Origin of the sequence: Snodgrassella gandavensis, assembly GCF_914768025.1 — a bacterium.
GTDB classification, from domain to species: domain Bacteria; phylum Pseudomonadota; class Gammaproteobacteria; order Burkholderiales; family Neisseriaceae; genus Snodgrassella; species Snodgrassella gandavensis.
This window is the reverse complement of record NZ_CAJZCE010000005.1, coordinates 40,246-53,002: the sequence shown is the minus strand read 5'-3', so window position 1 is coordinate 53,002 and position 12,757 is coordinate 40,246. Positions and strand designations below refer to the sequence as shown.

15 protein-coding genes and 1 tRNA gene are annotated in these 12,757 nt (G+C 41.3%); 7 read left to right on the top strand and 9 right to left on the bottom strand.

What is annotated here, in order from left to right; genetic code table 11:
• Nucleotides 1–5: 5 nt before the first annotated feature.
• From MJ764_RS05570 to MJ764_RS05560, 3 genes are all read left to right on the top strand, one after another.
• Nucleotides 6–563 carry a HupE/UreJ family protein gene (locus tag MJ764_RS05570; RefSeq protein WP_239325388.1) on the top strand — a complete coding sequence of 186 codons (558 nt, stop codon included), beginning with the start codon at nt 6–8 and terminating at the stop codon, nt 561–563.
• 223 nt (nt 564–786) lie between these two features.
• A complete protein-coding gene (gene ureG / locus MJ764_RS05565) occupies nt 787–1,422 on the top strand; it encodes an urease accessory protein UreG (RefSeq protein ID WP_239325387.1) in 636 nt (211 codons plus the stop codon).
• Entirely contained in the window at nt 1,422–2,231 is an 810-nt protein-coding gene (locus MJ764_RS05560; RefSeq protein WP_239325386.1) for an urease accessory protein UreD, read from the top strand. Before ureG ends, MJ764_RS05560 begins: the two co-directional genes overlap by 1 nt.
• Nucleotides 2,232–2,330: 99 nt before the next feature.
• Here MJ764_RS05560 and MJ764_RS05555 read toward each other — a convergent pair whose 3' ends face one another.
• The 8 genes from MJ764_RS05555 to mltG form a co-directional block, all read right to left on the bottom strand.
• Nucleotides 2,331–3,341, bottom strand: a complete 1,011-nt coding sequence (locus MJ764_RS05555) for a GTP pyrophosphokinase (protein ID WP_239325384.1) — start codon at nt 3,339–3,341, stop codon at nt 2,331–2,333.
• Nucleotides 3,338–4,381: a nucleoid-associated protein gene (locus tag MJ764_RS05550; RefSeq protein WP_239325382.1), complete on the bottom strand. Its 1,044-nt coding sequence runs from the start codon at nt 4,379–4,381 to the stop codon at nt 3,338–3,340. The genes MJ764_RS05555 and MJ764_RS05550 overlap by 4 nt, the downstream gene beginning before the upstream one ends.
• Nucleotides 4,382–4,971: 590 nt before the next feature.
• Nucleotides 4,972–5,763: an MBL fold metallo-hydrolase gene (locus tag MJ764_RS05545; RefSeq protein WP_239325380.1), complete on the bottom strand. Its 792-nt coding sequence runs from the start codon at nt 5,761–5,763 to the stop codon at nt 4,972–4,974.
• Nucleotides 5,764–5,765: 2 nt separating this feature from the next.
• Complete coding sequence (locus MJ764_RS05540) at nt 5,766–6,539, bottom strand: TatD family hydrolase (RefSeq protein ID WP_275415257.1); 774 nt, start codon at nt 6,537–6,539, stop codon at nt 5,766–5,768.
• Nucleotides 6,540–6,541: 2 nt separating this feature from the next.
• Nucleotides 6,542–6,901 (bottom strand): PilZ domain-containing protein, encoded by a 360-nt coding sequence (locus MJ764_RS05535; protein ID WP_239325376.1) that lies wholly within the window; start codon nt 6,899–6,901, stop codon nt 6,542–6,544.
• Between the two features lie 9 nt (nt 6,902–6,910).
• Nucleotides 6,911–7,900 (bottom strand): DNA polymerase III subunit delta', encoded by a 990-nt coding sequence (gene holB, locus MJ764_RS05530; RefSeq protein WP_239325364.1) that lies wholly within the window; start codon nt 7,898–7,900, stop codon nt 6,911–6,913.
• Nucleotides 7,897–8,523, bottom strand: a complete 627-nt coding sequence (gene tmk, locus MJ764_RS05525) for a dTMP kinase (RefSeq protein ID WP_239325362.1) — start codon at nt 8,521–8,523, stop codon at nt 7,897–7,899. The genes holB and tmk overlap by 4 nt, the downstream gene beginning before the upstream one ends.
• Before the next feature lie 17 nt (nt 8,524–8,540).
• Nucleotides 8,541–9,545: an endolytic transglycosylase MltG gene (gene mltG / locus MJ764_RS05520; RefSeq protein WP_239325360.1), complete on the bottom strand. Its 1,005-nt coding sequence runs from the start codon at nt 9,543–9,545 to the stop codon at nt 8,541–8,543.
• Nucleotides 9,546–9,794: 249 nt separating this feature from the next.
• Here mltG and MJ764_RS05515 point away from each other — a divergent pair.
• Nucleotides 9,795–9,870: transfer RNA gene (locus tag MJ764_RS05515), tRNA-Ala, on the top strand.
• A 124-nt stretch (nt 9,871–9,994) separates the two neighbouring features.
• Here MJ764_RS05515 and MJ764_RS05510 read toward each other — a convergent pair.
• Nucleotides 9,995–10,822 carry a hypothetical protein gene (locus MJ764_RS05510; RefSeq protein WP_239325358.1) on the bottom strand — a complete coding sequence of 276 codons (828 nt, stop codon included), beginning with the start codon at nt 10,820–10,822 and terminating at the stop codon, nt 9,995–9,997.
• 432 nt (nt 10,823–11,254) lie between these two features.
• On the opposite strand from MJ764_RS05510, the gene MJ764_RS05505 reads away from it, so the two are divergent.
• From MJ764_RS05505 to MJ764_RS05495, 3 genes are all read left to right on the top strand, one after another.
• Nucleotides 11,255–11,608, top strand: coding sequence for a toprim domain-containing protein (locus MJ764_RS05505; RefSeq protein WP_239325356.1), 354 nt, complete (start codon nt 11,255–11,257; stop codon nt 11,606–11,608).
• Between the two features lie 765 nt (nt 11,609–12,373).
• Complete coding sequence (locus tag MJ764_RS05500; RefSeq protein ID WP_338053828.1) at nt 12,374–12,547, top strand: BrnT family toxin; 174 nt, start codon at nt 12,374–12,376, stop codon at nt 12,545–12,547.
• The gene (locus MJ764_RS05495; protein ID WP_239325353.1) at nt 12,544–12,756 is read left to right on the top strand and encodes a CopG family antitoxin; all 213 of its coding nucleotides are present in this window, start codon (nt 12,544–12,546) and stop codon (nt 12,754–12,756) included. The genes MJ764_RS05500 and MJ764_RS05495 overlap by 4 nt, the downstream gene beginning before the upstream one ends.
• Nucleotide 12,757 lies beyond the last annotated feature (1 nt).

Sequence of the window (12,757 nt, the reverse complement as noted above, 5' to 3'; positions counted from 1 at the left end):
AAATCATGAAAAAAATATTTGCTTTGTTCCTGTTAAGCCCCGTGCTGGCATTTGCCCATCCCGGCCATCTTAGCGAAGGCTGGCTGGCTGGTGTACAGCATCCGTTCAGTGGCTGGGATCATTTGTTGGCCATGATTGCAGTGGGCTTATGGGCGGCCACTTTTCAGGGTAAAGCGCGCTGGCTGATTCCCACTACCTTTGTCAGCGTGATGATTGGCGGTTTTGTACTGGGTGCACAAGGCATACAGATACCGATGCTGGAGCAGGGGATTGCCGCTTCTGTACTGGTGCTGGGATTAGCCGCAGCTTGGTTAAAAAAAGTACCGGCTGGCGCCGCCATGTTTTTTGTCGGTCTTTTTGCCCTGTTTCATGGTGTAGCTCATGGTGCAGAAATGGGCTCTCATGGTGTATTCAGCTATGCCTGTGGATTTGTTATCGCTACCGTAGCTTTGCATATTGCCGGTTTTGCACTTGGTGCAGCCATGGGCAAGCATCAGTGGCTATTACGCCTTACCGGCAGCCTGATTGGTCTGGTTGGTTTAAGTATGCTGTTTGCTGTCTGAAAACATCAGCTTGATAAAATCAGTGCAGACTAGAATGGCTTTTTATCTGTATGTTTGTCAGTAATTGGCTAATAGTCTGCTCAAGCTGCTAGCAACACAAAATAATGAAAATCTGCATTAGTCTGAACAAATTATTGTTTTTACAGTAAAAGGAATGCCTTAAGTGAGCTGAACAATCATTATTAAACTGGAAGATGGACTAATAGCAGAGGAAACAAACACCATGCGTCAATACATTAAAATCGGCGTTGCCGGCCCAGTAGGTTCAGGTAAAACCGCCCTGATTGAAAAACTTACCCGCCAAATGGCTGAGCAATACAGTATTGGGGTGATTACCAACGACATTTACACACAGGAAGATGCCGAGTTTTTAACCAAAAACAGCTTGCTGCCACCAGAACGGATTATGGGCGTGGAAACTGGCGGCTGCCCGCATACGGCCATTCGCGAAGATGCCAGTATGAATCTGGAGGCAGTAGACGAAATGGTGGCACGTTTTCCAGATATCCAGATTGTGTTTATCGAAAGTGGTGGTGATAACCTTTCTGCTACCTTTAGCCCTGATCTGGCCGATGTCACTTTATTTGTGATAGATGTTGCGCAGGGCGAAAAAATTCCGCGTAAAGGTGGCCCGGGGATTACCCGTTCGGATTTACTGGTAATTAATAAAACTGATTTAGCTCCCTATGTTGGCGCCAGTCTTGCTGTGATGCAACATGATGCACAGCGTATGCGCAAAGGGCAGCCGTTTGTGTTTACCAATCTGATGGCAGAAGATGGTATCGTCACAATAATAGACTGGATAAAAAAATACGCCTTACTGGAAAATGTAGCCGAGCCCGCTGGTTTGATACGCTAATGCACAGCCGTTTACATCTTACCACTCAGTTAAACCAGCGCGGGCAGACCACATTTGCCAGCTGCTATTACACACCGCCACTAAAAATCCTCCCTTTAGTGCAGATGGCTGCACCGGTATGGCCGCAGGCACTACCGGCCATCCAGATGAGTTCATCACCGGGTTTATTAGCTGGCGACCGGATAGATATCGAAATTGAGCTGGCACAACAAACCCAGTTGTATTTATTTACGCAGGCATTCACCCGAGTACAATCCATGCCTGCCGAAAATGAAGCGCAGCAGCATACGCGTATTGTGCTGCATGAACACAGCCGGCTGTGTTATCTGCCTCATCCACTGGTGTTGCACCGCAACGCTGCCTTAACCCAAAGCATGCAGATTAGTCTGGCTGATAACTGTCAACTAATTTTGGGCGAAATCATTGCCTGTGGCCGTGTGCTCAATCAGGAATGCTGGGATTTTTGCTATCTGTCATCACGGATTAATATCGATTATCAGCAACAACCGCTGCTTAGCGACAATATCTACTGGCAGCCACAGCAACAGCCCCTTAATGTATTGGGACAGATGGAACAGTATACTCATCAGGCCTGTCTTTACTACATCAACACCGCAGCCAGCAAAGCACAGATACAGCAACTGATTGATCAGATATATGCCGCATTATTGCCCGACTGGCCGCTGGAAAATAATCAGTATCTATGGGGCATTACACAGGCTGCTGATTGTGTCTTATGTGTACGCGCGCTGGGGATGAGTGCAGAAGTGTTGCAGAATTTCATGCAACAAATAACAAAATCATTTTAAATTAAAATTCTAGCGATAATATATATTTGATAGTTTCAGTATAAAATTATTGTAAATTCCATTTAAATTATCGTTCAATTAAATTTTTAATAATTAATATTAAAGAATTGATCCTTTATCTAAATCTGTGAATATATAATTCAATTCTCTTTGGTAAGCTGGTAAAGGCCAATTGTTGATCGTTATTCTAGCATGATTAGTTGAAACTACCCAATAAATAAATAAAATGATCGGCTGTTGAAACAAATAATAATCTTTAACTCGTGATGTAATTTTGTTTTTTATATATGTTTTTGTATTAAATAAATCTCTAATTTTTTCTATAGTATCAGTATCACTTTCGATTAAATCTGAAAAATCTGCTAAAATAATTAAGTTAGTTTTTCTATCAAAATTAGATTCACCACTAATGTTATCTATATAAAATTTTGATAACTTTTCATATAAACATTCTATTGGTTCATTATGCTGATGTAAAATTTTTAATGTTTGATTAAATAAATCATCCGTAGTTTCCATTAAAGCCATGCTTTTAGCAACTTCTCTTTTGGCTTTATTAGGTACACTTCCTTTTGATTTATAGAGATTATCATGAACCAATTCTGCATATGCATGTTGCAGTAATGAACGTACTTGTACTTCACAGCATATCTCCTGAGGGATAATGATTTTTTCTCCCTCGAACTTGACTGTGATAGGGTTCTTAGGGCGAACTTCATAGTGTTTAGATTGATAATCAAATACATTAGGATTCTCTAATTTATCTTTTTCAAAATCTTTGGAAAGTAATGCATCCCATTCAGTTTCATTTTCAATAATATTACTTATCATATTAATTTGTTCTGCAATTAATACGACAAAACGAACACCCACTAAGTCTGTCATCTCTTTTGACGGATTCGTATAATTTTTTCTGCCTATTTTGACAAGTGCAGAATTAATATCTTTAACTCTTGGCTTAGCTTCAATCTTTAAAAATTCATGAATTTTTAAAGGAGATATTTGCAGATGTAATTCTTTCTGAATTTTTTCTGCTACAAATTCTCCCCAAGCACGAAAAATATTTTCGTTTTGTTGAAGATAATTTTTGAATTCCTGAAATTCATTCATTCCTGTCTTTGCAACAAACCTTTAATGGTTACTAAAGTATACATCTTATCTTCAGAAAAATTAAAGGATAAGTATTCTTCAGTTTTATTAGATGGTGTTAAAATGATTACATCATTGTTGAAGCAATATTTACGACGGGTTTTTAGTTTCTTTTCAATATATTCAATATCTTTAGTTATTGAGTTTAATGGAAAGTCCTTTTTTTCCATAAAAATTTCATATTGATTTTGAAATTGCATTGATAAATGTTTTTGTGCAAAATCATTAACGCTTAATGTTGCATCCTTATTTTTTAAAGTCACACGTAGTGCTTCATGGGCATCTAATTTTTCTTCATCTGTCATTCCAGAAGAATCGATAAAATTCCGTGTTAAATAAAAAAAATCTTGTGTTAGTTTTTTTGAAGATTCTGCAATACTCATATCCAGAAAATTTTGATAAAAATAGCTTGCTGCTTTTCTTGCTTCTAAACTTGTCATTAAGTGATCGAATAAAAAGGCACGAAAATTAGCAACATTAATTTCTGTTTTTGGTCGATTGATTTCTTCTACCAAAAAACCAATTTTGTATAATCGGTTAGCATCTGTCATTAATAATTCATCAATATAATTCATTGATATAAAATCATTATTCTCTGATGTTTCGAAGCCATCTTGGGGTTCAGCTTTTATAACTGCTAGAAAACGTTTAGAATCACTCCCTACTCGCCCTTGCGCAACAATCAAAACTCCGCCTGGAGCATTGGTAGTGGATTGTGCTTTTGTTAAACTATTAGCAAATGTAGCTGTCTTAGTAATAAATTCACTATCAGAATCGAACATGATTTGTGTTGCCGTATAGAAAAAACTGCCTTCATTAGTTTGTGTAATTGACATTTCTATACCATGTGATTTGTTCCCTAATGCTTTTGTCAAACGACTTTCCAAAGAATTTTGTGCTTTTGCATCTAACTCAATAAGCTTAGTGCTTATTTTCGGTTGATTAATAGTTTTATCTGCATTTTTTGCGTATACGCGATGAGCAATAATGCGTTCAATCATTAAACCTTCAAAAGAAAAATTTGTACCAAACAATTTTCATCTCCCAAATAGAATAACGGATACAATCTTACAAATATTATCTAAATAATAGACATATAACATAATATTTTAAATTTTAAGATAAATATATTTTAGATATCAATTAAATAAAGCTAAATATTTAATTAATTGTATTTAATATATAAATAATTATAATATTTGAAAATTTGTTGTATATATTTAACAAATTTAATACTTATCACATCTTTTATTTGACTGAATTTATTAATTTCACAGCAAAAAAGTCTTTTTGACAATGCAGATAATATTTTATTCAGAATTTGTCTGGATGAGCTGATGTTTTGGATTGTTGAAAGCCAGTTAAGCTGATTTATTTTAATGAATGTTACCAGATAGTTATTACTAATGTAATTTATGCTGGCAGACATAAATGTACAGGATGCCTTGTAGTGCTGTCAGCAGGTGCAATGCTGAATTGGTGATGTAACTAAATCTTGTCATTTTAAGATTGTAGGCTTTAACTACATATTTTTAATATTTAATTTTTATGCTGTTTTTATTAGGATTGTGGTGATTTTTACTAAATATTGCTAATAACTGCTATGTACGATTAATCCATCATAGGCAGGAGCACAGTTTTTGGGACAGCGCTGTTTCAGACTGGAGTATTCCTGCGCATGGGTCATATGGATAAAGTAGGTTTGTCTAGCATTGATGCGCTTCGCGTAGGCAAAGGCCTGTTCGGTGCTGAGGTGGCTGGGGTAGGTGGTGTCCATCAGGCAATCCAGAAACAGGTAATCTAATCCATGTAAATGCGGGAATATGGATTCTTCGATGTGATTAAGGTCGGTAAACCAGGCGATATTGCCGATGCGAAAGGCGCTGGTTGTCCAGCTACCGTGTGGTACGCCGAATTGCCATATAGGTACGCCGTCAATGTTGAGAACGCTATTTTGCCCCTGATTCAGTGGCAGTTCATGTGCACGAAGTACTGGCCGGTTCCAGTAATTGTTCTGTTCCAGAAAGGCATAATCGAAACGGCTGCAAATATTGGCCAGCGTATCATGATGGCCGTAAATGGGAATGGCTGCTTGTTGTTTATAGCAGAATGTGCGCAAGTCATCGATGCCATTAAGGTGGTCGGCGTGGGGATGGGTATAGAGTATGCCGTCAATGCGTGGCAGTTTGTGCTGTAATGTCTGATGATAAAAATCGGTGCCGGTGTCAATTTGCCAGTGTTGCTCACCAATCTGTATATGGGCACTGCAACGAGTGCGCCGATTTTTCGGGTCGTTGCTGGTACAGGTGGGGCAATCACACCCGATAACTGGTGTGCCAGAAGAGCTGCCACAGCCAAGTACAGTAAGGGTGAGCTGGGTCATGATTAATTGTTAAGCGGCGGGAGTTTGTTGAAGAGACGATAGGTATTGGCGGTCGTGGCCTCTTCAATCGTAGCGATGCTATCGCCACGTAGCTGTGCTACAAATTCGGCAGTGTAGCGTACGTAAGCCGGTTCGTTGGTTTTGCCACGTTTGGGTACTGGTGCCAGATAGGGTGCATCGGTTTCCACCAGTATCCGGTCTAGTGGCACATAACGACATGCTTCCTGTATCTGCTGGGCATTTTTAAAGGTTACAATGCCAGAAAAGGAGATGTAAAAGCCTAAATCCAGTACTGCTTTGGCAAAGGCCGTATCTTCGGTGAAGCAATGAATGACGCCTTGCTGAGCATGGTTTTCACGTAATAGGCGCAAGGTGTCGGCACCGGCATCGCGTGTATGGATAATCAGTGGCAAGCCAGTATGGTTGGAAGCCTGAATATGGGTACTGAAGCGCGCATGCTGCCAGGCCAGATCGCCGCTGCACCAGTGATAGTCGAGGCCGGTTTCGCCGATACCTACTACTTTGGGATGCTGGGCAGCGGCAATCAGCTCGTCCAGGCTCATTTCTGCTGAGTTCTGGTCTTCAGGATGTACGCCGACACTGGCAAACAGGTTGCTATACTGCTCAGCCAGTGCCAGTACTTCGATGGCGCTGGTTTTGTCTACGCTGATAGCAATAGCCTGCCGTATGTCTGCCTGAGCCATGTTTACCAGTATTTGTGGCAGTCTGGCCGCCAGCTCAGGCATGTTTAAATGGCAGTGAGAATCGATAAGCATGTTTACAGGGTATAGGTAGTGCGTTCGCTCAGCAGCAATCCGGGCAGAATGTCTTCAATAGTCTGTTTGACTGCAAAGCTGTCTTCATCTTTGCTAAATGCCAGCCCGATTCCTTGAGGCTGTCCGGTAGAGGTGGCGGCGGTGTTAATCCATACTACTTTGGTGCGCAAATATTTGACTTCGTTGAATGCCGGCAGGGTAGCGGCCAGTAACACTTCTTCACCCATCTGGAAATTGTCGGTTGTGGGCGCAAACAGGCCGCCATACTCTAGAAAAGCCATGTAACTGCGGTACAGTTCAGGTTTATCGGGGATGGTTAGGTTGAGCATTTTGCCCGGTAAATTGGTAGGAGCTTCAGCCATAAATTTCTTTCACGGTTTTGTGTTTTTATGCTGCCACACATTAAGATAGTTTATTAATAAATCTTCCAGCTGCATTTTAACATTGAGGGTATGTTTACCGTAAGGGGTAAGTGCATTCACTCTGTCGATTAAAGCAAACAGAGACAATGGGTCGATTTGTCCGGTAATCTCGTTTAACGCATTTTGCCATGCTGGATAATACATGGCGTGCATATGTTGCTGTGCCAGTGACATATCCAGTAACCATTTGGCCAGCCAGTCGAGAAAGGTGGATAGTGCTAGTTTTTGTTTGTCAAATGCAGCGGCGTAATCCAGCAGCGCGATCAGGCGTGGTTTAATCAGCAGAGGAATAAGTTCGTTGCGCAGTTGGTTGTGGCTGTCGTTATCTGCAAATAATGGGGCACCGCCGTGAAAGGCTAGCAGGTCTGCTGCATTATCACCATGCTGTTGTTGCACATAGGCTAGCGCCTGCGCGTGTGCAGGCATGGTTAAAACCACCTGACGGCAACGGCTTTTAATCGTTGGCAGCAGGCGGTCTTTCTGATGGCTCACCAGAATAAAAACCATGCCTGCCGGTGGTTCTTCCAGAATTTTTAGCAGAGCATTGGCTGCCTGAGGATTCATGCTTTCTGCCGGATAAATTAGAGCAACGCGTTTGCCACCACGATGAGCACTCAGATGAGCAAAATCCAATACGTTGCGTATGGTTTCTACTTTAATCAGTGCCTGCTTGCGTTCACCGCCTTCGCTGTCGATTTCTTCTGGTGTTACCAGCAGGAAATCGGGATGGCTGTGCTGGCTGTATAAATGGCAGGATGTACACTCACCACAAGGCTGATGGTTGGTACGCTGCGATTCGCATAAGAGTGCCTGTGCCAGATATTCGGCAAATTCACGTTTACCAATTCCCGAATGGCCGTAAAGCAGCCAGGCGTGCGGTTGTTGCTGCCAGTATCGGGCAATCTGTTGCCAGACAGGTTCGAGCCATGGATAAATCATGAATTTAATCCAAACAGTTGTGCTAGTGCCTGATTAATCTGCTGCGCTACTTCATTCAGATTTAAACTGCTGTCAATAATGGCGTAGCGTTGCGGTGCAGATGCGGCACGATCCAAGTAGACTGTGCGCGTGTGCTCAAAAAAGGCTGTATCCAGTTGTTCAAAGCGGTCAGGGTTACTGTTTTGGCTCAGTCGTTGTTGGGCGACTGTCAATGGCACATCCAGCAGTAGGGTCAAATCGGGCTGCAAGCCTTGCTGTACCCAGTTTTCCAGAATGGCAATATCCGCCAGTGGCAGGCCACGGCCTCCACCCTGATAGGCAAATGTGGCATCGGTAAAACGGTCACTTACTACATGTATGCCTTGTGCCAGTGCCGGTTTAATTACTTCATCCAGATGCTGCTGGCGTGCAGCGAATATCATCAAGGTTTCTGTACGGGCATTGGCGTGGGTAGCCGGATCAAGCAACAGCTTGCGTAGTGCTTCGCCAATGGCGGTGCCACCTGGTTCACGGGTAAAAAGTACCGGTAATTGGTTCTTTTCAAACCAGTTGCGTATGGTATCGAGATTAGTCGATTTGCCGGCACCATCAATTCCATCCAGCGTAATAAATTTTGCTTTCATCTATTATACAAATCCGGTTAGCGTTTTTTTAGGATATATTGGCGAACCGCAGCATTATGTTCATTCAGACTGTGACTGAACTGGCTGCGGCCAGTACCATCGTTACGCGCCACAAAGTACAGATAATCGTTAGTGGCTGGATGAGCAGCCGCTTCCAATGCTGCTTTGCCCGGCAGTGCAATAGGACTTGGCGGCAAACCGGCACGAGTGTAAGTATTGTACGGTGTATCACGGCGTAAATCGGCCTTGCCAATTTTACCTTTATAACGGCTGCCCATGCCATAAATCACGCTAGGGTCAGTTTGTAAACGCATATGTTGATTGAGGCGGTTAACAAATACTGCTGCTACATTGCTTCTGTCTTCAACATGGCCGGTTTCTTTTTCAATCAGGCTGGCCATAATCAGTAATTCGTAGGCAGTCTGGTAAGGTAGATCACTGCGCCGCTCTTCCCATGTAGCCTGTAAATGCTTTTGCATGGTGTTATAAGCTTGTTGATAAAGGGATAAATCGCTGCTGTCAGAGCTGATATCATAAGTGGCTGGAAAAAACAGGCCTTCTGCATGTGTATAACTGTGATCAGCTCCCAGTTGCTGTAATAGTTTGCTGTCTGACCAGCCCCGCGTAGTGTGCTCAATATCAGGTGTGTTATCAATAATTCTGCGCATCTGTGCAAATGTGTTACCTTCAATGATTTGCACTGTAATACTGTCTGGCTTGCCGGTGCGCAGTCTTTGCAGAATCTGCCAGCTGGAAACGGAGTGCGGTAAGCGATAGTTGCCGCGATGGATTTTATCTCCCATACCCAGCAAATGTGCGGTACCGACAAATACCCAGCGGCTATAAATTACATCGTTAGCTGTCAGAGTACGGCTTACTCCACTAATACCATAGCCAGCCGGCACTTTTAAACGATAGCCTGCATTACTTTTAGGTAAGAATAAGAGTATTGTCCACACCAGCGCAATTATCAGTAAGCCCATTAATACCAGAAGTACAGTCTGTTGTTGTTTGCGCTGCATAGAGGCGTTCCTGTTTTAGCATGAATAATCTGAACCAGCCTGCAAGTATAAATTTAATTCTCAGGTGAGACTACTCTTGTTATTAACCCACGGTTATAAAGAGATTAGATGGACGTTCGGCAGAAAATTTTTGCCGGGTGGCTGCTATATTTGCTGCTTTCAGTGTGAAAAATTAAATCGGGGCTTGCAAAATTCAGTAGTTCAGGTAAAATGCGCAACCTATTCAGCAGTAACTGGCTGAAAGTAGTTGGGGGTATAGCTCAGTTGGTAGAGCGCTTGCATGGCATGCAAGAGGTCAGCGGTTCGATCCCGCTTACCTCCACCAAATAAAATATTGATTAGTAACGATAACTAGACGCTTAGAGGCGTCTAATTTTTTATTTGCCAAATCTATTGTGCGGGTTTTGTGCGGGTCATGCTGCTTTCTTCCTTGTGTTGCAATAATTAAATCATTCTTTATCACTCTGTTCATAAATCGAGATCGCTTGTAGTTCCGCTTCTACTATTGTTTTCAGTTCAACTAACCTCTTATCTAATTTAGCTTGCTCGACTTTATTGGAGGCTGAAAATTCTAGCCATTTCAGAGCGCCATATTCATGTGCATGATCCATAAATAGGGATAGTTGCTTCCCTAATTTAGCAGGGTCATCATTTAAGCAGCCTATTTTATATGCTATGCTGGACTTAAGTTCATCTTGTAAAAACCAAGGCTTCTTTTTATGAACTACAACAGCTTGTTTAATATGCGGAGCATACACAAACGTTTCTTTTCCGCTATAGTAACCGTCAAGTACTTTTGCAACTACTTTTCCGCAAACATATATCTTTTTGTTATTGGTATTGAAATGTATTCTAATATCATAGAATGTCGCTGATTCAGGTCGGAGTAATATTTTTCTTACTGCTTCTTTTGCTTCTGAGGCAAGAGAGTTATATTTAGAGTAAGCAATAGTACCGGAAATTATCATTGCCACAATGATGGCAAGAATTAGATAAAGCTTTTTTTTATTGCGGCCTGTTTTTTTAGGTGGTAATGGCTTAACTTTCTCAGGTTCTTTTGGCTTGGGCGGAATTTCTAAAAGTTCTGGATACGCAATAAACAAACGCGAGTTGTATTTCTTACGTAACTCTTCATTAAGCAGAACCTGTTTACATAGCTTTAAGTTCTCTAAAGAAATAGTCTGTTGCTGTGCCGCTTTTTTCATTGCATTAATGATATCCGAATGCGAGGCAGTAGGCTTCAGGCTTAATAATTGATATAAATTTTTAAATGCCATTATTTTTTTTCCCTTTGTTGGATAAGGAATATATTAGCACAGTAATCTATAAATGTTAATTATTGTCAATTTTATTAAAAATTGATTAAAATAACTAATAAAGCCAGCTTGTTGAAACTAATTTTTCTTTAGCTTATTAATATATCTATGTATTTGTGCATTCAGATATAGCTTGTCAAAATTGGTATTTGAAAGCGTTTTCCTTTCATAAAGTTCTTTAAATTTGTCTGTCTGTAAGTATTACCGGCCTACTGATTTTGTTCTGGCTGCCCGCTAAGACTTAACGATTTGCCTGTGAGCTCCTTAACTTGCCTCGGGCTGTTATATTTCGCTGCCTTGAGCTGGCACGGCGAAATTGGTTAACTTCGATGGGTTTATATCATTAGCGGTGATTAAATATGACAGGTAATCACGCCTGATGACGATAAGGTTGTGATTACTGAGGGTGAAATTGATGCTTTGAGCGTTTTCCAGTCTGGGGTAAAGGCACTGTCTATGCCTAGTGGTGCTAAAAATCTGGAGTGGATTGAATACGACTGGGAGCGGTTGCAGCAGTTTAGGGTGATTTATCTGGCCTTGGATAATGATGACCTGGGACAGTTGGCCACGATGGGGGTTTTGCAACGGCTTGGTGAACACCGGTGCAAGTTGGTTGATTGGGGCGATTTTAAAGATGCTAATGAGTGCCTATGTAAGGCTGGTGAAGCTGCTGTAGTGGACGCAATAGTCAGTGCCAAGTACAAAAAACCGAAAGATTTAAAAAACCTATGCGCGATGATGATGTGAAGTTTAGGGAAGAGCGAAGATTTAAAGGGTATGTTTGGTGATGAGTAAAATTGAAATAGACACTGCTGCGTATGAGTGAGCTAGGGCTGATCGGAAGAGGCAGGGGCATTGTCTAAGTGCTGTACGGTGCTACGGGAAAAAGAACGTTATCAGGGAATATGCTTTTGATGGTGCGCACTACAAACCTGAGGTGTTTGCATTGGTAAAATGTGCGTTGTTGTTATTGGCACAAAACAATTGCGAGGCGTTTAATGTGCTTAGTATCGAATATGGGCATAAGAACCACTGTTTTAAACGCCGTTCAATGATTGCACGCCACGTGCTATGGTTAAGAGGAATGCATGGGCTGAACGGGTAGAAAGAGCATTAGTGCTGTTTTGGGCATATATGCAACATTGTGAAAATTTTGATAAATATTTTTGCAATTCGCCCTTGCACATGATTTGAATGTTTAGTATATTTCTAATCACCAATCTGTTTTTTTCCTTTTTTAATGCCGGTGGCAGCTTTGCTGCAACCAAAAGAAAGGCATTAACATTTTTCTCCTTTTTAGTTGATATACTTTACTACTACTACACCCGCCATCCCCTTGGCGGGTTTTTTTTATTGGGGGCTCCGTATATTAACCGTTAGTACTAAGTAATAAGCCAGCTTAACCGCTGGCTTTTGTATTTTAGTAATCTAATTGTTCTTCATGCTTAATCTGAAAAACATGGCGTTTTTTTTGAAGAAGCTATTACCGTGTTTTGAGATGAGCATGGTTTAATTATTTTCGCCCCTGAACACTCTGAAAGTGAAGACTGCTTTGTATTGCTAGGAATGAGCGAAAACCTATGTGTTCTTGTGGTGATTCATTGTGAACATGGTGATAGTATTCGCCTTATTGCTGCAAGGACTGCTACTAAACACGAGCGTAAACAGTATGAGGAATATCTATGAAGAAAGAATACGATTTTGGGAATGCGAAGCCAAATCATTATGCCAGTCGATTGAAGAAGACGATTACCATTCGGATAGATGAAGAAAGTATCAGCTACTTTAAAGAACTGGCTGAAGAAACGGGCTTGCCTTATCAATCGCTGATCAATTTATTTTTAAAGGATTGTGCTGCAAATAAACGCAAACCTGATATTAAATGGAATAAGTAAT

Excerpts from the sequence above, each read along its gene's own strand:
- mltG (WP_239325360.1), bottom strand. The coding sequence starts at position 9,545 with ATGCAGCGCAAACAACAACAGACTGTACTTCTGGTATTAATGGGCTTA.
- holB (WP_239325364.1), bottom strand. The coding sequence starts at position 7,900 with ATGATTTATCCATGGCTCGAACCTGTCTGGCAACAGATTGCCCGATAC.
- MJ764_RS05570 (WP_239325388.1), top strand. The coding sequence starts at position 6 with ATGAAAAAAATATTTGCTTTGTTCCTGTTAAGCCCCGTGCTGGCATTT.
- MJ764_RS05550 (WP_239325382.1), bottom strand. The coding sequence starts at position 4,381 with ATGATTGAACGCATTATTGCTCATCGCGTATACGCAAAAAATGCAGAT.
- MJ764_RS05510 (WP_239325358.1), bottom strand. The coding sequence starts at position 10,822 with ATGGCATTTAAAAATTTATATCAATTATTAAGCCTGAAGCCTACTGCC.
- MJ764_RS05560 (WP_239325386.1), top strand. The coding sequence starts at position 1,422 with ATGCACAGCCGTTTACATCTTACCACTCAGTTAAACCAGCGCGGGCAG.
- MJ764_RS05540 (WP_275415257.1), bottom strand. The coding sequence starts at position 6,539 with ATGCTTATCGATTCTCACTGCCATTTAAACATGCCTGAGCTGGCGGCC.
- tmk (WP_239325362.1), bottom strand. The coding sequence starts at position 8,523 with ATGAAAGCAAAATTTATTACGCTGGATGGAATTGATGGTGCCGGCAAA.
- ureG (WP_239325387.1), top strand. The coding sequence starts at position 787 with ATGCGTCAATACATTAAAATCGGCGTTGCCGGCCCAGTAGGTTCAGGT.
- MJ764_RS05535 (WP_239325376.1), bottom strand. The coding sequence starts at position 6,901 with ATGGCTGAAGCTCCTACCAATTTACCGGGCAAAATGCTCAACCTAACC.
- MJ764_RS05545 (WP_239325380.1), bottom strand. The coding sequence starts at position 5,763 with ATGACCCAGCTCACCCTTACTGTACTTGGCTGTGGCAGCTCTTCTGGC.
- MJ764_RS05495 (WP_239325353.1), top strand. The coding sequence starts at position 12,544 with ATGAAGAAAGAATACGATTTTGGGAATGCGAAGCCAAATCATTATGCC.
- MJ764_RS05555 (WP_239325384.1), bottom strand. The coding sequence starts at position 3,341 with ATGAATGAATTTCAGGAATTCAAAAATTATCTTCAACAAAACGAAAAT.